General features: G+C 65.9%; 19 protein-coding genes and 1 pseudogene. 9 read left to right on the top strand and 11 right to left on the bottom strand.

Annotated features, from left to right (window positions below; genetic code table 11):
- Nucleotides 1-13: 13 nt before the first annotated feature.
- From OF380_RS00620 to OF380_RS00605, 4 genes are all read right to left on the bottom strand, one after another.
- Nucleotides 14-478: a RidA family protein gene (locus tag OF380_RS00620; RefSeq protein ID WP_264048860.1), complete on the bottom strand. Its 465-nt coding sequence runs from the start codon at nucleotides 476-478 to the stop codon at nucleotides 14-16.
- Nucleotides 475-1,371, bottom strand: coding sequence for a PhzF family phenazine biosynthesis protein (locus OF380_RS00615; protein ID WP_264048859.1), 897 nt, complete (start codon nucleotides 1,369-1,371; stop codon nucleotides 475-477). The genes OF380_RS00620 and OF380_RS00615 overlap by 4 nt, the downstream gene beginning before the upstream one ends.
- A gap of 95 nt (nucleotides 1,372-1,466) precedes the next feature.
- On the bottom strand, nucleotides 1,467-2,357 hold the full coding sequence (locus OF380_RS00610; protein ID WP_264048858.1) for an AraC family transcriptional regulator: 891 nt from the start codon (nucleotides 2,355-2,357) through the stop codon (nucleotides 1,467-1,469).
- Between the two features lie 260 nt (nucleotides 2,358-2,617).
- Complete coding sequence (locus OF380_RS00605; RefSeq protein WP_264048857.1) at nucleotides 2,618-3,232, bottom strand: FMN-dependent NADH-azoreductase; 615 nt, start codon at nucleotides 3,230-3,232, stop codon at nucleotides 2,618-2,620.
- Nucleotides 3,233-3,365: 133 nt separating this feature from the next.
- Here OF380_RS00605 and OF380_RS00600 point away from each other — a divergent pair, with 133 nt between their 5' ends.
- The 3 genes and pseudogenes from OF380_RS00600 to OF380_RS00590 all read left to right on the top strand — a co-directional run bounded on the left by OF380_RS00600 (nucleotide 3,366) and on the right by OF380_RS00590 (nucleotide 5,629).
- Nucleotides 3,366-4,295 carry a LysR family transcriptional regulator gene (locus OF380_RS00600; protein ID WP_264048856.1) on the top strand — a complete coding sequence of 310 codons (930 nt, stop codon included), beginning with the start codon at nucleotides 3,366-3,368 and terminating at the stop codon, nucleotides 4,293-4,295.
- Nucleotides 4,296-4,415: 120 nt separating this feature from the next.
- Nucleotides 4,416-5,129, top strand: a pseudogene (locus tag OF380_RS00595) (aminotransferase-like domain-containing protein); the annotation flags it as partial.
- A gap of 173 nt (nucleotides 5,130-5,302) precedes the next feature.
- Nucleotides 5,303-5,629: a hypothetical protein gene (locus OF380_RS00590; protein WP_264048855.1), complete on the top strand. Its 327-nt coding sequence runs from the start codon at nucleotides 5,303-5,305 to the stop codon at nucleotides 5,627-5,629.
- 25 nt (nucleotides 5,630-5,654) lie between these two features.
- On the opposite strand, the gene OF380_RS00585 is transcribed toward OF380_RS00590, so the two are convergent.
- A complete protein-coding gene (locus OF380_RS00585) occupies nucleotides 5,655-6,245 on the bottom strand; it encodes a hypothetical protein (protein WP_264048853.1) in 591 nt (196 codons plus the stop codon).
- Between the two features lie 233 nt (nucleotides 6,246-6,478).
- Here OF380_RS00585 and OF380_RS00580 point away from each other — a divergent pair, with 233 nt between their 5' ends.
- On the top strand, nucleotides 6,479-6,796 hold the full coding sequence (locus tag OF380_RS00580) for a response regulator receiver protein (protein WP_264048852.1): 318 nt from the start codon (nucleotides 6,479-6,481) through the stop codon (nucleotides 6,794-6,796).
- Nucleotides 6,797-6,954: 158 nt separating this feature from the next.
- Here OF380_RS00580 and OF380_RS00575 read toward each other — a convergent pair whose 3' ends face one another.
- Together OF380_RS00575 and OF380_RS00570 are read right to left on the bottom strand one after the other, a co-directional pair.
- The gene (locus OF380_RS00575; protein WP_264048851.1) at nucleotides 6,955-7,584 is read right to left on the bottom strand and encodes a hypothetical protein; all 630 of its coding nucleotides are present in this window, start codon (nucleotides 7,582-7,584) and stop codon (nucleotides 6,955-6,957) included.
- A gap of 72 nt (nucleotides 7,585-7,656) precedes the next feature.
- Complete coding sequence (locus OF380_RS00570) at nucleotides 7,657-7,851, bottom strand: hypothetical protein (protein ID WP_264048850.1); 195 nt, start codon at nucleotides 7,849-7,851, stop codon at nucleotides 7,657-7,659.
- A gap of 881 nt (nucleotides 7,852-8,732) precedes the next feature.
- Between OF380_RS00570 and OF380_RS00565 the strand changes: the two genes are divergently transcribed.
- From OF380_RS00565 to OF380_RS00545, 5 genes are all read left to right on the top strand, one after another.
- Nucleotides 8,733-10,523, top strand: a complete 1,791-nt coding sequence (locus OF380_RS00565; protein WP_264048849.1) for a ParB/RepB/Spo0J family partition protein — start codon at nucleotides 8,733-8,735, stop codon at nucleotides 10,521-10,523.
- A 10-nt stretch (nucleotides 10,524-10,533) separates the two neighbouring features.
- A complete protein-coding gene (locus tag OF380_RS00560) occupies nucleotides 10,534-11,376 on the top strand; it encodes an HIRAN domain-containing protein (RefSeq protein WP_264048848.1) in 843 nt (280 codons plus the stop codon).
- A gap of 71 nt (nucleotides 11,377-11,447) precedes the next feature.
- Nucleotides 11,448-11,924, top strand: a complete 477-nt coding sequence (locus tag OF380_RS00555; RefSeq protein WP_264048847.1) for a hypothetical protein — start codon at nucleotides 11,448-11,450, stop codon at nucleotides 11,922-11,924.
- Nucleotides 11,924-12,454: a hypothetical protein gene (locus OF380_RS00550; RefSeq protein ID WP_264048846.1), complete on the top strand. Its 531-nt coding sequence runs from the start codon at nucleotides 11,924-11,926 to the stop codon at nucleotides 12,452-12,454. Before OF380_RS00555 ends, OF380_RS00550 begins: the two co-directional genes overlap by 1 nt.
- 404 nt (nucleotides 12,455-12,858) lie before the next feature.
- Nucleotides 12,859-13,362 carry a hypothetical protein gene (locus OF380_RS00545; protein WP_264048845.1) on the top strand — a complete coding sequence of 168 codons (504 nt, stop codon included), beginning with the start codon at nucleotides 12,859-12,861 and terminating at the stop codon, nucleotides 13,360-13,362.
- Between the two features lie 55 nt (nucleotides 13,363-13,417).
- Here the strand turns inward: OF380_RS00545 and OF380_RS00540 are convergent, their stop codons facing one another.
- From OF380_RS00540 to OF380_RS00525, 4 genes are all read right to left on the bottom strand, one after another.
- Nucleotides 13,418-13,984, bottom strand: a complete 567-nt coding sequence (locus tag OF380_RS00540; protein ID WP_264051518.1) for a metallophosphoesterase family protein — start codon at nucleotides 13,982-13,984, stop codon at nucleotides 13,418-13,420.
- A 912-nt stretch (nucleotides 13,985-14,896) separates the two neighbouring features.
- Nucleotides 14,897-16,474 (bottom strand): tyrosine-type recombinase/integrase, encoded by a 1,578-nt coding sequence (locus OF380_RS00535; RefSeq protein WP_264048844.1) that lies wholly within the window; start codon nucleotides 16,472-16,474, stop codon nucleotides 14,897-14,899.
- Between the two features lie 368 nt (nucleotides 16,475-16,842).
- Complete coding sequence (locus OF380_RS00530) at nucleotides 16,843-17,211, bottom strand: site-specific integrase (protein WP_264048843.1); 369 nt, start codon at nucleotides 17,209-17,211, stop codon at nucleotides 16,843-16,845.
- Between the two features lie 87 nt (nucleotides 17,212-17,298).
- Nucleotides 17,299-17,571, bottom strand: coding sequence for a hypothetical protein (locus OF380_RS00525; protein WP_264048842.1), 273 nt, complete (start codon nucleotides 17,569-17,571; stop codon nucleotides 17,299-17,301).
- Between the last annotated feature and the right edge of the window lie 28 nt (nucleotides 17,572-17,599).

The raw sequence follows: 17,599 nt of genomic DNA, 5'->3' as shown, positions 1-17,599 counted from the left end.
GGGACGAAAGCGGTCACACCAGCTCGAATAGGCCCTCGACCTCAACGGGGACGCCGCGTGGTAGAGCGTTGGTCCCGACGGAGGTTCGCGCGTGCCGCCCATCCTCTTCCAGCGCGAGCACCATGAGGTCGGAGGCGCCGTCCATCACCCGCGCCTGGTGCCTGAAGTCATCGCGACAGCGAACGAAGCCGGTGAGGCGCAGGCATCGCACCCGATGGGGTTCGTCCCCCACTGCGATGCCAACCTGGGCGAGGATGTTCAGCGCACAGGCACGCGCCGCGGCCTGCGCCTCCTCGACGGTGACGTCTTCGCCGACGACGCCACGATACAGCGGCTCGCTGTCCCGAATAGGCGTCTGCCCAGCGACGAACAGCAGGGCGCCGGCGCGCGTGAACGGCACGTAGTTGGCTGCCGGCACCGTCGGTCGCGGCAGAGCAAGGCCAGCGGCGGCCAACCGGGAAAGGATCGCCGCGTTCATGCGGACACCCCCGCAGGAGTTATGCTGAGATCAGCGCCGGATGCGACCTCTCCGCCGAGTAGGCAACCCAGGGCGCGGTCGCCGGCGAAGCCGATCCGGACCCGGATCTCCGACAGATGACCCATCGCTCGACCCTGGTGGATCAGGATTGGGCTGTCGTCTGCTTCGATGGTGCCGTCGTGCAGGAGGCCGAACGCCAGGGCTGCCGCGGCGATGCCCGTTGCAGCATCTTCCAGGTAGCCGGACGACCGCGGGAACTGGCGAGCCTCGAACACCCGTCCCGGCCCGTCCACGACCGCGTAGGGGTAGAGCCCAGTCGAACCGATGCTGCGACAGACGGCCTCGACGGCGGCCGGATCGGGGCCGAGAGCGTGGAGACCCGCCGGGAGGCGCATCGGAACCAGGGTCTTCACCCGTGATGTGGCTGCGTTGTGCAGCGGAAGGTCAGCAAGGGCTTCGCGGCCGATGCCTAGGGCGGCGCAGACCGCCTCCACCGCATCCGACGTGAGCGGTGCCACTCGCCCGGCAGGCTGGGTGATCTCCACGCGCCACGACCCGTCATCCCGCTTCTGCACGAAGCCTGTGACGGTTCCGCTCGCCGTTGCGATCCGGACTGGTGCATTCGTCAGCCGCCCCCGGCGCGCGAGCACCCAGAGTGCGCCGATAGTGGCATGCGCGCACATCTCCATTTCATGATTCGGTACGAAGAACCGGAACGCCAACTCGTGCGCATCGTCCGCGGGCGACAGCACGAAACCACTCTCGTGGCCGTATCGCCGCGCCACCGCCTGCATCGCGTCTGCATCAAGGGCGTTGGCCTCCGCGAAGACGGGGCACGGATTCCCTCCCGCGCCGTCACAGGTAAAGACGCGGACGACTTCGACTTCGCTCATGACTCCTATCCCTGGCTCGGAGCGCGCCGGATCTCTTCGGCGCCGTGATCCCCATACTCGCCGGAACGGGTGCCACGTGCGCGGCCGTGCGGGCCCTACGTCGCGACCGAGCGGGCCATCGACTTGGAGGATGAGGTGCGGATGCCCGTAGCGGCCAAACCGCCCTCTCGACGCAGGGCCCGGGATAGAGCCGAGCCGCTCTCGAAACCGACTCGGCTCGCGATCTCGTCGACCGACAGGTCCGTCGTGGTCAGCATGGCACGTGCTGCGTCGAGGCGCTTGGCTCGCTGGAACGCACCGACCGATTGTCCGACCTCCGCCTGGAACAGGCGGGTGATGTGCCGCCGCGAGACACGGAGATTCGCGGCAAGGAGGTCGAGCGGGACGTCCTGGTCCAGCCGTGCGGCAACGAAGGCTTTTGCCTCACGGATCAGCGCAGCGCCATGTCCGTGACGTGAGGCAGTCGGGAGGGGCGCGCCTCTCTCGATGGCACCAAGGCACCGGATGAGAAGCGCCGCGGAGAGATGGGCGCGAACAGCGTCTCGGCCCACAGGGTCCCCGCTGCCCTCGCGACATAAGGCATGCAGGGTGCGGATCTCCGGGGAGACCGAGAACATGGCGCTCGTGCGGATCGCGGCTCGGAAACGATTGAGCGAGCCAAGCTGCGCCTCGATACGCCGTAACGCCGCATCCCTGACGTAGACGGCGATGTGTGTCTGGTCGGACCGGAAAGCACTCGTGTCGTGAGCGTGCGAGGCGGGGACGACGGCAAAGCGGTCGTCGGTGAGCCAGGCGCCGTCACGCTGACCCTCGTGCTTGAGCTTGAGGATACCGACCCAGGGCAGCAACAGCATGAGGCCATCGTGCCAGTGCCAAGGCTTGGCGTAGCCGACGCCCCCGTCGAAGAGGATGATGTGTTCGTCGCCGTCGGCGATGACGCACGAAGGCTGTGCCGTTTGTCTGAGGAGGTCGAGCGACCTAAGCATGAGACGAAGCTATCCCTGCGGCGGCAATCCGTCCATTCGACGAAGACAGGCCTTCTCGTTCGTTCGGGCTTCACAAAGGTCGAGTGAGTTCACAACCTTCGTCGGCATGATCCGGAGGGGTTCACCCTTACACTCTGCCGCAGCGTGTAACTGCAAGGCGGCGTTTTCGGCCATGAGCTTCCCAAAGCGTGCGGGGCGAACTGACGGACGGTCGCCGCGCTATTTTTCATCCCTCTTAGGCCGCTGCAGCATCGTGCCGTTCAAGCCGCTTCAGCGTCGATTTCGGCCTGAAAGCGGTCGATGAACGAATCCATCACAGTTTCGCCCATGTCGACGGACTTGGCGTTTCCTGCAGCCACGAACGTCACGTCAGTGATGCCGATCACGTTCAAGATCAGGCGCAGGTACTGGGTAGCGATGTCCCGGTCCCGGATTGGCGAGCCTTCTGCGTAGACTCCGCCGGAGGCGAGCAAGACGGTCGCCTTCCTACCGGTGACAAGACCCTTGCCATCCATCCCAAGCGTCATGCCCTTGCGGACGATGTGATCGATCCAAGCCTTCAGCACTGCTGGGACGTTGTAGTTGTAGACAGGCGTCGCGATGACGAGATGATCAGCCGCCAACAGCTCAGCGACCAACTCATCTGAGAGGCGCAGCACCGACTTCATCTCCGCCGAATGGCGTTCCGGCGGGGTGAAGTAGGCCTGGAGCCAGGGTGCGGTTACGAAAGGCAGATCCGTCTGCATCAGGTCGCGTTCGACGATCTCTCCGTTCGGGTGAGCGGATTGCCACCGGGCGACGAAGCGACTGGTGAGATTGCGCGAGATCGAGTGGTCGCCGCGGGGGCTAGCCTCTACGATGAGGAGGCGGCGCATGTAAGTCTCCACGATGGGTGCCTGGGATGGGAATCGGTGCCGTTTGAACGGGTCGAGTGACACGTATTTGCCCGTTGGATGTCCCGCTCGGAAGCGATTAAAAGACGATACTTTCTATCAGCCCAGGTGATGGATGATCGGCAGCCTTACCCTTGATCAGCTTCGTGTGCTGGTGACCATCGCCGAGCTCGGAAGCTTCTCGGCTGCCGGTCGGCGTTTGAAGCGCGCTCAGTCGGCGATCAGTCAGACCGTGGCGACGCTGGAGGGCGTACAGGGCGTCACGCTATTTGACCGCTCCGGCCATCGCCCACGGTTGACGGACGTCGGCCGAGCGCTCGTGGTGCAGGCACGCTTCATACTGGCAAGCGCCAGCCGCTTCGAAGCGGTGGCGGCGGGGGCCCGCGAGGGGATCGAGCCCGAACTCGCGGTCGCAATCGACCCACTGGTGCCCACGGCTCCTCTTATCGAGAGCCTGCGCGCGCTCCGTGACGCTTTTCCCCATCTGCCGGTCAGCTTCTCGACGGAGGGATTGCGCGGGGCCGAGCGACGCCTGCGTCGGGGCGAGGCTGCACTTGCTTTCTGCCTACTGCTCCCGAGCGTACCGGAAGACATTGTCGCCCTACCGCTGGTCGAGGCGCGACTTATTCCGGTGGTCGCACCGACACACACCCTGGCGCAGCTCGGTCGTGCGGCGACGTGGGCGGACATCGAGGAGCACATCCAGTTGGTCCTGTCCGATCCGGCCACGCCGGACGGGGCGAGCTACGGCATCATCGGAACAAGGGTTTGGCGCTTCGTCGACCTTGGTCGCCGGCTGGACTTCCTCCTTGCCGGGCTGGGCTGGTGTCGGATGCCGGAAGATCTCGTCGCGCCGTTCCTGAAGAACGGTCGCCTCGTGACACTTCGTGTTGATGAGGAGCCCTCTGCTTCCACCGGCACGTTGACGGTGTACGCTGCACACATGCGCGCACGCCCGCTCGGCCGGGCGGGTCGTTGGCTTCTCGACGACTTGCGAACTCGGTTTGGGATGCCGGTTTCCTTGAACGGATTACAAGGCTGGTAACACGGTGGCTTGCCGTCATCGCCAGAACAGCATGACGTTGCATGTCCGCTTCAGAGTAGATGGGAGAACCGTCTGTACGACCAAGTTGGGTCGGGACCCGTCCGTCCGCCCTACGGTGGAGCCCGCGCAGCTTTCGTGACGCCGTCGCACCAGTATCCGCTTGGGATGCCTCTCAGCATGGCCCGGCGGATGGCTCTTATCGCCTGGGCCCGTCAGCACGACGCCTGGATCGTCGAGGACGATTACGACAGCGAGCTTCGCTATGCCGGCCACCCCTTCCCCTCGATGCAGGGACTCGATCCATCACGAGTTGTCTATCTCGGCACGCTCAGCAAGGTCCTGTTCCCTTCACTGCGTCTCGGCTATGTCATCGCACCCGAACCCCTGACAGAAGCTTTCGCAGGGGCCAGGGCCATCCTCGACCGGCACTCGCCCACCACCGAACAGCACGTGCTCGCGGCCTACATGCGGGAAGGATTCTTCGAAGCGCACATCCGACGCATACGAGGCATCTACGCCGAACGACGCTCCATTCTGATGGATGCACTTACGCGAGAGTTGCCGGCAGGCTTCCGCGTCCAGGCCAGCGACCAAGGGATGCATATCGTCCTGTGGCTGCCGGATGGGACCGATGACGTGGAGCTTGCCCGTCGGATGCTTTCGGCGAGGCTTGTGGCCCGCCCAATCTCGACCATGTACGCCGCTCTGCCCGGCCGTCCCGGCCTAATGCTCGGGTTTGGCGGGTTCCCACCTGAGAACCTACGCGAAGCTGTACAGCGGTTCGCGACATTGATAGCGCCCGGGGGCCAAAGCGTTGCGGAAGTGGGCCGGTGACATCGCCCGGGATCGGATTTTCCAGGCCTTCTTCAACGCCGCTGCCGTCATGATCCCCGTCCGAGGGCACGGTCGAGCCGCATTACTATCCGGACGGACCCTGAAGCTTGGTGCCATGCCGCCTCATGGGCCAAAGTCGTGATCAGAAACCGCAATATGATTTGGACGCTTAATTGCGGATGACACCCGACGGCCTCGTGGCGAGCAACCCCAGCGCGCAGATCATCCACGCGGACGGCACGGGCGCCTACGTCCTGGCCCCGCCGGCCGTCGTCGCCAACGCGTTCTCGCGAGCGTTCCCGATGCCCGGCCTCGGAGCCATCGTCGTTCCCACTTACGTCGACGGTTCCGCGACTCGGTTCGGGCAGGCCTACGCGTCGTTCGACGGCGGGGCCTCGTGGCGGGGCCCGATCAAGACATTCAAGGCCTCGCCCCAGTTCCCGACAGCCCAGCAGGACAACGTCTCGGACTACGCGCTGCTGCCCCTGTGCCCGAGCTAGCGTGACGCGGCGTGCTCCGTCCGCGTCACTTCAGGTACTTGGCCACGGCGGCCGCGCCTTTCTCGAAGACGACCTTCTCGACGAGGTCGTGGAACGGGAATCGCGCCTTGTAGGTGGTCTTCTCGGTGATGACCGCGAGGACCTCCACTCGGTCGCGCCCGGGCAGCACCAGGATGGGCGGGCGGCCGGGTTTCGCCTCGATCCACCGGGCGCCGCGTGACACGGCGTCGGAGATATAGCCCCGGGGAAGGTTGCCGTGCTCGTCGAGGACGGCGTCACGCCCGGGGACGAGGGGGCCCTGATCCGTCGTCGCGAAATCGCCCGCGACGCGCTCGCCGCCATACACTTCCAGGCCGAGGTACCGGGCGCGTCCTGGCAGGACGTAGACGAAGGCCTCCGCCGCCGTGGCGCCCTCGACCTTCTTGTAAGCGAAGCCGTCGACCGTCCACTCGATGGGGCGGTCGAAATATATCGGGGTCGCCTCGGACAGGCGTTTCCGGGCTGACGCCGCGATGTAGAGAACCGCCTCGTCGAGGGCAGGTCGCACGGTTTTCGCTACGTAGGCCTTGGCCTGCCGCGTGAACTCCGCGCTGTCGAAATCGAGTGTGAAAGGCATGCCCGCGAGCGTGCGCCGCCATGGTGCATCCGCCCACACATGGGGCCCGAAGCCGGTGACGCCATCCAGCGGATAATTCGATTCTTACAATAGGAGTAACGGGTCGCTAACCGCCCTCGAAATCGTCGACCTGTTTTGGTGTACGGGCCAGGAACAGGTGTTGACTCCCCCTCGACGTCGAGTCCGCGAGCTGAGATCGTCACCCCAGCAAGCGAGCCCGAGGAGACCCCCCGATGTCCATTTCAGCCCACAACATCAGCTCGGGTTTTGACGCAGCGGGCCTCGGTCTTGCCGGCGTCCTTCACAGGGCCCGTCAGGATCGCGTCGCCGCTCAGGCCCACGCCGATGCCGTGCAGGCAAACCGGAACATCACAGCATCCCAGCGTGCCGCCCGGGCAGTCGAAGCCCTGCGTCAGGTGCTCTTTGCGACCCAGGCCGAGAACGTCGCCCTCGTCGCTGAGAACGCGCGCCTCCAGCGCGAGCTCGCGTCCTCAAAGGCGGAAACCCTCCGCGCGAAGGGCCTTTTGGTCCGCCACATGCGGGCCGCCTGACGCGGTATTCGGTGTGCGCACGTCATGCTTCCGTGTGTGCACTGGGAAAGGCGCAACGAAAATCGGATGCCTTGGACAACATGTCGCACCCGGGCATCCAGGCGTGAAAAAGGCCCGCTCCGGTCACCCGGGCGGGCCTGTTTACTGAGTGGGCTGAATCACATCGCCGGGGCGTACCGCATCGGGTCCTCCTCAAGGAGTTCGTCGATGACCCTCCTCAGGGTTTCCTCGTGTTCCTTCACGCTGGCCCGCTGCTCGGGGGTGACCTGAGCAGCCGCGCACAGGGCGGACCGGTACTCCGTCATCGTCGGCGTGAGCGGCAAGCCCTCGATCAGACGGAGGCCGGCCATGTGGCTGCCGATGCGGTGAGCCCCATGCTGGTCCAGCTTGAGAAGCTCGGCCGCGTTGAGGCTGTTCAGCCAGGCGGCCGCTGCCTCGTCGAGACCTTCAGTCGACGGCTCGTCGTCGATGGTCATCATGTCGTGGGCGAACTTCTCGGCGATGCGACCCCGGGCCAAAATCGGGTCGAGGGGAATCGGCGCCGGCACAGGCTTCGCGGCGACGGGGGATTCCGCTGCGGGGACCGGGACGGCGGCGGTGGCGGCTTCGGCCTTGGCGGCGATGGTGTCGAATGCGCCCTCGATGTCCGCGCCGGCGCCGACGGGCGGGCGGAGGCTGTCCCGGACACTCCGGAGGACCCACTTGCCGCCCTCCCAGACGGCCTTGACGGTGACGGCGGCCAGCATGGCCATGACGAGGGCGAAATAACGGATGGATGCTCTGATCATGAGGGGTGGGTGATCCTGCTCTCGGGAGGTGGAGTTCGATTTTCGGGACGGGGACGAAAACGACCAGCGCGATCAGGGGCTGACGCCGAGGGCGACGATTTCCTCGTAGGTCGTCGCCCTGAACCAGACTTGGCGGCCCTTCCTGGCGGTGCACGTGACGAACGCGCCCTCCCAGAGGACGTCCGGATACGTGTCGCCCGCCACCCACTCGTCGTCGCTGTCTACGGGCAGGATCATGCGCTTCGGCTTGCGCGGGAGGGTGCCCAAGCGCGCCTCGTATCTGCGTCGCGGGACGCCCTCCGGATCGAGCTCGTCCAGGGCCTCGGCGTACGTCAGGCACGAGCTCGCCGCCTACGAGGCGGTGATGGGAGCCCCCGTGGCAGACGGGGTCGCGCATGAAAATGAAGCTGCCATCGACCGCGTCGACCGAGGTGATTCGGCGGTACGTGATCGAGCGCTCGTCCTCCGTCCGTGTGATCTCCACGGTCGGGAACGCCTGCCCGACGTCGAGCCGGCCGTTCCTGAGGGCGACGGGGTGGAGGGTGACGAAATTGGGGGTGTTGAACGTGGTCATCGTCGGGAGCGCTCCGTCATATCCGCTGATTGACGGATTCTCCCACTCGGCCCAGCAAGAAGTAAGGGGTCTACTGAAGTATTTTTTAAGATGCCATCTCGATACCATGTCGGATTGCCATGATGTCAAATTGACATGTCAAATTGACAGACCTCGCCTTCATCAGAAAAAATTGCAACTCAACATCGGTATGGGCCTTGCGGATCAGCGGGTCAGGTCTAACATCTGATTCGTCCCCCACCGCATCTTCCGGTCACGCCATGAAGCACGACGTCCTACGCACTGGCGAAGTTATCCTCAAGCTGAGGACGGCATGTGCGGATGCGGGTGGGCAGACTAACTGGGCAAAGTCACAGGGTATCAGCGCGCAGTACGTAAGTGACGTCCTCCACGGTCGTCGTCCGCCTGCGAATGCCATCCTCCGGGGACTCGGGCTGCAGCGTGCGGAGCCGATGTACGTCCCCAGGGGGCCGGAGGACGTCACTCTTTACGACGCCGACGGCCTGACGCTCGTGATCGCCCAGCGCGTCTTCGACTGAACTCCCCACACCGACCAGATCAGCAGAGGTGCACCGTGAAAGAAGTCTCGATCCAGAATCTCCGTTTCGGCCATGAGCCCGGTGCGCCCGAGGGCGTGGTCAACGTCCGCGTCTCCGGCCGCGAGGCCGGGCTCGATGCGCTCGCCGCGTCGATCCAGTCGCTGGGCCTGCTCCACGCGCTTGTCGTCGTCCCCGGCGAGGGCGACCTCGCCTACGTCGTCGATGGCAATCGTCGTCTTGCGGCGGTGCGGGCCCTTGTCGCCGACGGGAAGTTCCAGCCCGACGATCTGGTCCCCGTCACGGTGCGCGACGCGGACACCGCCCGTGAGGCCGGCCTCGCCGCCAACGTGATGCAGGCCCCGATGCACGATGCTGACCGGGTGCAGGCGTTCGCCGAGTTGAGGCGCTCAGGCGCCAAAGAGAAGGACATCGCCGCCCGGTTCGGACAGCCGCTCGCACATGTCCGGAAGCTGCTCGCCCTTGGTGGCGTGTCCCCCGGGGTTCTCGATGCATGGCGCGCCGGTAAGATCAGCGAGGATGTGGCACGGGTCTTCACGATGGCGCCTCACGCCGATCAAGAAAGGGTCCTTGCGAAGGTCCTCCAGGAACACTGCGTCTATCCCCATTTCGTCCGCCGCGAGCTCGGGCTCGATCAGGATGTCTCGGGGCTGCTCGCCTACGTCGGGCCCAAGGCGTTCAAGGCCGCCGGCGGCCATGTCGTCGAGGACCTGTTCGGCGGAAGCAACGCGGTGTCCGACCCGGTCCTGCTCGCGCGCCTCGCGGATGAGCGCCTGGAGGCCGAGTGCGAGCGCCGGCGCCGCGAGGGTTGGGCGTGGGTGGCCAAGGCGTCGGACTTGCCGACGAGCTGGCGCTGGTCGTGGGCCAAGGTGGAGCCGGCGGAGCGTCCGCTGTCGGACGAGGATCAGGCCCGTCTCGACGAGATCGATGCGTGGCTGGATTCCGACGACGAGGCGACCGACGAGGAGATCCATGCCGCGCACGCCGAGGCCGATGCGCTTCGGGCCAAGGGCTTCATCCAGCCTGGTGCCGCCGATCGTGCCCGCTCCGGGAGTGTGATCCTGCTCGGTCGCGACGGCAAGATCGACGTCACCGAGTACGTCATCCGTCCCGAGGACGTCCCCGCGGCCGCGCCGAAGGACGAAAAGCCGGCCGAGCCCGAGGAGAAGGGCTTGCCGATTTCCTTGGTCGAGACCCTTTGCGGGACTGCGACCGAAGCCGTGCAGGCGGCGCTCGGATCGTCTCCGACCGCTGGACTGGTAGCGCTGCTGGCCGGGGCGATGTGCGCGGGCCATTGGTCGGCCCCGATGAAGGTTCGGCTCGACGGCGTCGGGGGGCAGGCCTCATCGCTCCACGACAAGGAATCGTTCCAGGACCTCGTCGCCCGGCTGTCCACGATGACGGTCGACGAGCTTCTCGTGGTCGCGGCCGGTGTCGCCGCCCGGGGCGTCCAGACGCTGCACCGCGAGCACGGGACCCGGCCCCTCGCCCCGTCGGAGCGTGCGAGCGTTCAGGCGCTGATGGGGCTACCGGACCCGATGGCGATGCAGGACGCGCTGATTTTCAAGTTCGATGGTGAGGCCTTCTTCAAGTCGGCCCCCAAGGCCATCACCCTGCAGATCGTCGCGGAGATCCTCGGCGACGCTGAGGCCAGGCGCGTCAAGGACAAGAAGAAGAAGGAGCTCGTTGAGTTCGCCGTCGCCTCGGTCCTGCCGCTCGGCTGGCTCCCGGCCGAGCTCCGGCACCCCGGCTACGCCGGTCCCGGCGCTGCCGGGGTCGAACCGGCTCCCCAGGCCCTGGCCGCCTGAGGAGGCATCCATGACCGACGGCGCCATCCCCAACCTCAGCACGCTGGCTGGCACCGACATCGCCATCGAGCAGGCCTCCCTCGCAAAGGGGGAGGCCTGGTTCGAGTGTCAGATCGCCGGGCTCCAGTTTCACTCCTACGACGTCGTCGACGACCTGACCGGCGCCCGCCTCCGCCCCGAGGCCGGCGACCGGCTCCACCTCGTCCGGGAGCCGACCAACCCGTACGACTCGAACGCCATCGAGGTGTGGTGGAAGAATTCCTGCCGCCTCGGCCACCTTCCGCGCCCGGTGGCTGCCGAGATCGCGCCCCTAATCGACGCCGAGGCGCCGGCCCGGGCGTACGCCGTCTCCGGCGGGACCGGGCGGGCGTGGAGCGTCCGCGCCCTCGTCATCGGGGCCGCCGCGGCCCCCTTCCACAAGAAGCACCTCGACCGCCTTCGGTCCGAGCAGCAGGAATCCCCGATGCCCGTCAATGCACCCTCGTTCGTGGACGGGCTCGTGGCCCTGGACGCTTCCCAGACGCGCAAGCGCCTTGCCGCGGCGTTGGCCGAGGCGCGCCTCCACGCTCAGTGGACCGCGGGTCAGAGCGGCGACGGCATCGCCGAGGCCATCCGGCACGTCGATTCGGTCCTGCTCGAAAGCGCGCGCTGGGCAATCAAACGCCTCGACGATGCCCTGCTGGCGTCCCGCTCCGCACCTGCCCGGCAGGAGACGCTGGCGGAGGCCCACGCCGCCGTCGTGGCCGCCCTCGACCGTGACGACGACCCGATCACGCCCGTCAGGCCGAGCAGGTCCGGATTCGTCTCTGGCGCGTTCGGCCGGCGCAGCGAGGCTCCGCCGCCAGGCTGCTGAAGGTCGACGTCGACGCGCCCGGCGGCAGGGGCGCCACAATTAAGCATCCCCAGCATGAAGGAGAGCGCCCCGTGCGCCAGCTCAGCGTCAGCGACATCGAAGACATCAATCGCGCGACCGCGATTGCCAGTGCGATCCTCCATGCGGTCGGCGAGCATGGCCGCACGTTCAAGGACAGCGCCGACACGTTCGTCCGGGCCCTCGACAAGTCGGGCTACGAGGTCGTGCCGAAGGCCGCCATGGGTAACGTCGTTGCCCTGACGCCCGCCGGCGAGGACGCGATCCGACGGTTCGTCGATGCGGTCGATCTCACCCAGGATGCCGTCTCAGCCGGCGGTGCCGATCTGGAGCGCCGGATCGAGGCGGACCCTGATCGATACCTCCGCGACGTCTCCGGACGGGACCATGCAGTCGATCCGCGCGCCCTGGCGGTGCGCGATACGATAGAGGCGAACAGGCTCCTGGGGATGGCGGTCGCGACGCTCGGGCACGAGGCGGTCGACACGCTGATGCGCAACCTGCCCGAGCCGGTCCTCGAGGCGGCCTGATGGCGCTGACGCACGCCATCGTCGACCGGGGGACGGGCCTGATCGTCTCCAGGCACCGGTTCTTGATCCTCGCCAAGAAGGCATGGCGTGGACACGGGACCGTGCGTCAGGGCGGCCGCATCGTCCTGACGGCGTGGGCGGCCAAGCACATGGTCGTGCCCCTCTCCAGCGCCAACGCAGCCCTTGCCCGGGGAAAGGCGGCGCCGGCTACGCGGGTGACCGTCCTTTCGCATCCCCACGTGCACAGGGCATTCGGGGTCGTGGCCGAGGACGCCGGGGAATCCCCGTCCTTCGAGTACGTGGTCCCCCGTGAGTTCGAGCACCGCCTCGGGCAGGCCGAGGCCGCCTTGGGCGAGCTCGACGAGGCCGGATTCGAAACGGTGTGCCTCGGTTCTCCGAGCGCCGTCAGGGCCCTGATCGGGGCCGATCCGGGACGCAGAGCCGCAGCGGATCTACTCGCCGCCTTCTTCTCCGACTGGCACCCCCGCACTCACGCTGGCGTTGCCTCATCAACCAGGCCGACCGCCTAACCTCCGAGATAGCGATGAGCCCGTTCATCCCCCGCCGCCTGCCGGCCGTCGTCGTCGGCGCATGTCGGGCCGTTCACACTGTAGTTCCGCTGCCCGAGGCCGGCCCCCCGCCTGGCGAGGAACTCGCCCTCGTAGAGGTCCTCCGGGCGCAGGCCCTGATGTTGGCCATGTCTGTCGAGGCGATCACGCCCGGGGCAATGGAACGCCTCCGTCGTATCGCTTAGCACACAGATTAACTCAGAATTAACCAAGCCAGCCATCGCCGCTTGTCTTTAACCATCGCTGGGTGCAAATTAGTCCACTGAGTGTTGTTAACCTCAGCGCAATCTATGACTCGCGGAGTCATGGTCGCATGTGTTTCTGTCCTGCCAGCGAGGGATTTCCCCTGCAGGAGGTGACACGACATGAAGTACGCTGGTCCGGAAGAGCTCGCGTTTGACATGGCCGAGAAGGCCAACAGGAACAGCCAGCTTCTGCTCACCTACCCGCTCAAGAAGCAGGGTGTCGAGATGGCGAAGATCTTCGACACTCACGACCTGGTGTTCGCCACCCACACCCACATGGGAATCGTCAGGTCCGTTGAACTCTCCTACGTGAAGGGGAGCTACTCGGAACTGCAGGGGCGGAAGAACTTCGACGCTAGTCGCGTCCGGGCGACGGCGTTCAGCGTGGCGAACGCCGCCGAGGCCCAGGCGTTCGCCGAGATCTACGGATGGCGCCAGACCGAAATCCGCACTCAGGGGAAGGTCAGCCCCCAGATCACCGCTTTCTGGGAGTGCATGACCCCCGGCGGCCGCCTCCTGACCGGCCCGGGCGCTACCGTTCGGGATTGGAACGGGATGAAGGAAGCGTCGGACACCCTGGGCCTGATCATGAATCGGGTTATGGGAATCGTCCGGTCCGCCTAAGGCTCGACCCCTACTTCGAATGACGGCCCCGGATCACCCCGGGGCCGTCATCGTTTCAGATCTCCCCAGTGTCGGCTTCGTCCTCGCCCGCTTGCCCGAGGCGTAGCTCCTCCGGGACCTCCAGCGTCGCGGCCAGCCTCTCGCGGATCTCGCCCAGCGTCACGGGCCTGTACGACCAACGGTCGACGCCGGCGTCGCAGGACTGCGCGGTGTCCGGCAGCTTGCCGTGGCAGTGCCCGAACAAGTGGACGGCCCCCCTCCAGGCGCCAGGCCAGGCTCTCATCGGGTAGTGGCAGGCGATGACTCGCTGGCCCTCAATCTTCCGGCTGAGGATGTCGTGCTGCTCGTGCCACGGCAAATCGAGGACGCGCTTCTTGTCGTGATTGCCCCGGACAAGGCACTTTCGGCCGCGCAAGCGCTTAAAAATCTGCGCACACCGCTCTGGCGTGGACCCCATGGCGAAATCGCCAAGGTGCCAGACCTCGTCCTTGGGACCGACGACGGCGTTCCAGGCCGCGATCAGAGCCTCGTCGTGCTCCTCGATGGAGGCGAAGGGGCGCGCGGACATCGCGAGGACGCCCTTGTGTCCAAAATGGGTGTCGGCGGTGAAAAAGGTATGCATCGGGGCAGCCTCCGTGATGGAGCTGCGCACACGGCGTCACGCCCCGGGGATGGGTCTCTCGGTCTGGGGGCGCGATATTCGTTTCACGGAATGCCTCATGGGGCGGTGGGGAATCGACGGGATCGCAGCTCGCCGAACCGGGGGCAAGCGGAGCCTTCGGGCAGGGTTACGGATTCCCTGGGCAGATAGGGAAGCGGCTATACCCAAGTCGGTATTTTTCTCGAAAAATTGCCCAGTAGGTATAAATCGGAGTGTTTACTTTCAAGGATCGAAATTACCCCGCATATCAGTGAGTTAAACTAGATTGGTTAACTCCAAAGTTAATGGACTACTAATGCATCAAATTGTCATCATTGAACATAAGCGAGCCCATTTTCTTGGATATCGTAGAAATACTGCGCATACGGAGCCCTATCGCGGAATTTCATGGTCACAGACCTTTATCCGGCGGCCTGTTGTTGTGAAGGTCGTCATAGAACGCCCGGCACCACGGGAGATACTGCGATGGCCCCCGACGTCCCCAGGGCTTCGGGCGCGGGCATGACGCCGAGATGGCCGCCAGCAGCACGTCGAGGCTGACACGGGGCCCGATCCGGGCCAGCATCCGTTCTGTGTCGTAATCCCCGCGCCGGTGGGGGCACCATCGACATGCGACGCGGATGCGCCGGTACGGGAATTCGATCAGCGTCCGAGGTTCGTCCATCCTGTCCCAGCCGTTGACCCGCACCGTACGTTCCCTATCTGTTCTCATAGATGGAGGCGTCAAATCAATGCTGAGCTATGAGGACATCGCGGCCGCAGCCGCCGGCGAGGAACGGGACGCCCTGTGGCGGTCGCTGGCCGAGGACTATGAGCTATCCCGTCCGGTGGTGCGCCCGAGGGACGTCGCCGTCCTGCTCCGGCGCGGTCGCGTCAGGACGCCTTCGCTGCCCGGGCGCGCTGCTTCGTCGTCTTCCCCTCGGCCCACATCTTCGCGTTGATCCCCTTCATCCGGACCTTCTCCTTCGTCAGGTCGACGCCCTTGCGCAGGGCGCGCAGCCGGACGAGCTCGGCCTTGAGCTCCTTCGGGGGGAGCAGGACGGCGGCTGCCGCAGCCGGCTTAAGGAGCTCCTCCCACCGCGCCATCACAGGCTGCTTGAACACCAAGAGGTCCGCCTCGGTGTAGCGCCGGGTCATACGGTTCTCGTCCTGGGTCGAGTCCGAGCCCCTGCTGGCGTGGTCGAGGATGTAGCCGATGAACGCCAGGTGGATTCCGGAATCGGCGAGCGCTGAGGAGAAGCAGCGGCGCATGGCGTGCGGGGTCATGTCGGCGCCGGGGATGACGGGCACGCCATGGGTGATCGTGTCCTTGCCGACGTGACCGTTCTTCGTCGGCTGCCCGGCGCGGCGGGCCCGGCGGTTCGGGAACATCCACTCCGTCTCCGGCTCGTGCTCGTCCAGCCAGGCGAGGTGGGCCTGCATCCGGGTCCACGCCGTCGGGGGCAGGGGGATGGTGTGCGGCATGCCGGTCGCCTTGGCGCCCGGGGTCTTCCGGTGGCCGCAGCGCCATAGGCCCCAGCCAGGATGCAGCGGCCAGGGCTCGAACTCCTCGCGGCGGGCCCGGACAATGGCGAGCCGGCGCTGCGACGTCCAAGCCAGGAGCTCGATGGCGGTCCCGACGACCGGCTTCATCACGCCGCTCCGGCAGGTGGCCACGACGATGCCGAGACGGTCGAGATCCGGAAAGGTCTGCCGCGCCTTTACGTTGCCGAGACGCGGCGCCTTGAGCCGGTCGAGGACGCCGGGTGCAACCCCTGATTCCACTTCCTGGTCGGGTTGGGCCAGCCAGCCGAACATGCGCTTCCCGACCCGGACGACGTCATTACCCTGGCTTCGCTTCCCGGCCGCCACCAGGCCCTTCACGACCTTGGCGACGTCTGCCGCGTTGATGCGCGCCACCGGCAGGTCGTCGAGCGTACGCATGGCCGGGGACCCGACGATGCCGAGGTAGTTCGTCACCGTCTCCTCGACGAGGTGCCCGGCGGCGCATTCGACCCTGAGGTGCTGGCCCCATTCCTCGCGGGCCCTGCGGTAGGTCCATGTCGTCACCCGCTCCGTGCGCGCCATGACAATGGGACCCCTCGGCTCCGGATCGGCCGCCTTCGCGGCTGGCCCCTTGCGCTTGACCCGCTCGGCCCAGACGTGATGGTCGCGCTCGGACTTGATCCAGTAGGGGTCGGGCACGCCATGGTTCGAGGTCACGTGCCACCGGATCTGACCCCCGGTCGAGCGGGCCCAGGCGAGCGGCCAGAGGTCGACGGGCCCGATGGTGATGCGCCGGTCCTTGCCCTGGTGCTGCAGCCGGTACTGCCAGACGCACCCCGTCGGCTGGACCCGCAGGACGAGCCCCTTGCACTCGGTGTCGTTGATCTCTCGCCTCACCCCGGCCGCGGCGTCGCGCTTCGCCTTGTCGATGGTCGTCTGGCGGATGTCGATGCGCTCGCTGGCCAAGGTGCCCTCCCGGTCGTCCGAGCTAGGACGACGCTAGGACGACATCAGAGAACCGAACAAGAATCTGGCGCGCAACAGTTTTTGCCCGAAACGGTTAAGGGGCGCTTGGAAGTAAACAGGCAATTCCTACGCTTTCGCCTTGGGACGCAGTCAGTTGGCGAGGCGAGGGGAGAGGCTTTTCCCCTGTGAAGCGGGAGTGGAACGGGCCGGGAACGTCTTTTAGACCACTCGCCTTCTAAGCGGCAGGTCGTTGGTTCGAGCCCAACCGGGGTCGCCAGCCACTGTGCTATGTGGTTGATCTTATTGCATTATTCAGCAGTGGGACAGCGGAATTGGACGCAGGGGCTCGGAGTGGGGCGCCGTACTTCTCATTTTAGGAACAGGTCGCCCGTTCGCTCTAAGTCGATGAAAGCCATGCCGCCGTGCGCCAGGCGCTTCTGCTCGGCCTTCTTCGTGTAGAGTTCGGCCATCTGCGATGTGCGCCATCCGAACATCGCCATGAGCTGCTTCACGGTCACCCCATTCTCGGCAGCGATCGTTGCGCCAGCCTTCCGTAGGCCGTGCGCAGAACAGTGCGGCAGACCTGTTTCTACGCATCGATCCTTCAGCCAGTTGCCGAAGCCGTTTGACGTGAACGGCTTGCCGGCGTGTGTCACGAGGAAGGCTGTTGTGCCGATCACGGGCGTGGCGCTGATCGCGGCAGCCAGGACAGGCAGGACCGGAACCTCCAAAGTCATCGGGTTCTTGTTGCGGCCCTTGTGCTGCGTGTAGCGCAGCCAGCCGCCCTCAAAATGCTGAGGCCCGAACAGGACGACGTCCGAGCGTCAGCCACCCGCGAACAGCAGCAAGCAGAGCGCGAGGTTTGCCTTGGTCCCCTTCGGGTGGCGCTTGATGTAATGCTTGACCTCGGCGATTGACCAAGTGTGGTGACCGTCCGTGGCGACGATGATCTTGCTGACGTCGCGGGCCGGATTTGTTGCGACCAGTTCGATCTCTTTCGACGTGGCCCATCTGAAGACGCCTCGAATGGCCTTCAACCGATTGTTTGCCCCTTCTGGCGTCGCGGCTTTTCGATCTCGAAGGACGCGAATGGCCATCGCCGTCATCCGTGACAGAGGAAAATGC

The organism is Methylobacterium sp. FF17, assembly GCF_025813715.1.
Classification (GTDB): Bacteria; Pseudomonadota; Alphaproteobacteria; order Rhizobiales; family Beijerinckiaceae; genus Methylobacterium; species Methylobacterium flocculans.
The sequence above is the reverse complement of the archived record's forward strand: the minus strand, read 5'-3'. Positions and strand labels throughout refer to the sequence as shown.

Coding starts and splice junctions, on each gene's coding strand:
- OF380_RS00605 (WP_264048857.1), bottom strand. CDS start 3,232: ATGCGCCGCCTCCTCATCGTAGAGGCTAGCCCCCGCGGCGACCACTCG.
- OF380_RS00580 (WP_264048852.1), top strand. CDS start 6,479: ATGTCCATTTCAGCCCACAACATCAGCTCGGGTTTTGACGCAGCGGGC.
- OF380_RS00620 (WP_264048860.1), bottom strand. CDS start 478: ATGAACGCGGCGATCCTTTCCCGGTTGGCCGCCGCTGGCCTTGCTCTG.
- OF380_RS00610 (WP_264048858.1), bottom strand. CDS start 2,357: ATGCTTAGGTCGCTCGACCTCCTCAGACAAACGGCACAGCCTTCGTGC.
- OF380_RS00545 (WP_264048845.1), top strand. CDS start 12,859: ATGAAGTACGCTGGTCCGGAAGAGCTCGCGTTTGACATGGCCGAGAAG.
- OF380_RS00530 (WP_264048843.1), bottom strand. CDS start 17,211: ATGACTTTGGAGGTTCCGGTCCTGCCTGTCCTGGCTGCCGCGATCAGC.
- OF380_RS00540 (WP_264051518.1), bottom strand. CDS start 13,984: ATGCATACCTTTTTCACCGCCGACACCCATTTTGGACACAAGGGCGTC.
- OF380_RS00615 (WP_264048859.1), bottom strand. CDS start 1,371: ATGAGCGAAGTCGAAGTCGTCCGCGTCTTTACCTGTGACGGCGCGGGA.
- OF380_RS00600 (WP_264048856.1), top strand. CDS start 3,366: ATGATCGGCAGCCTTACCCTTGATCAGCTTCGTGTGCTGGTGACCATC.
- OF380_RS00550 (WP_264048846.1), top strand. CDS start 11,924: ATGGCGCTGACGCACGCCATCGTCGACCGGGGGACGGGCCTGATCGTC.
- OF380_RS00575 (WP_264048851.1), bottom strand. CDS start 7,584: ATGATCAGAGCATCCATCCGTTATTTCGCCCTCGTCATGGCCATGCTG.
- OF380_RS00585 (WP_264048853.1), bottom strand. CDS start 6,245: ATGCCTTTCACACTCGATTTCGACAGCGCGGAGTTCACGCGGCAGGCC.
- OF380_RS00525 (WP_264048842.1), bottom strand. CDS start 17,571: ATGGCCATTCGCGTCCTTCGAGATCGAAAAGCCGCGACGCCAGAAGGG.
- OF380_RS00560 (WP_264048848.1), top strand. CDS start 10,534: ATGACCGACGGCGCCATCCCCAACCTCAGCACGCTGGCTGGCACCGAC.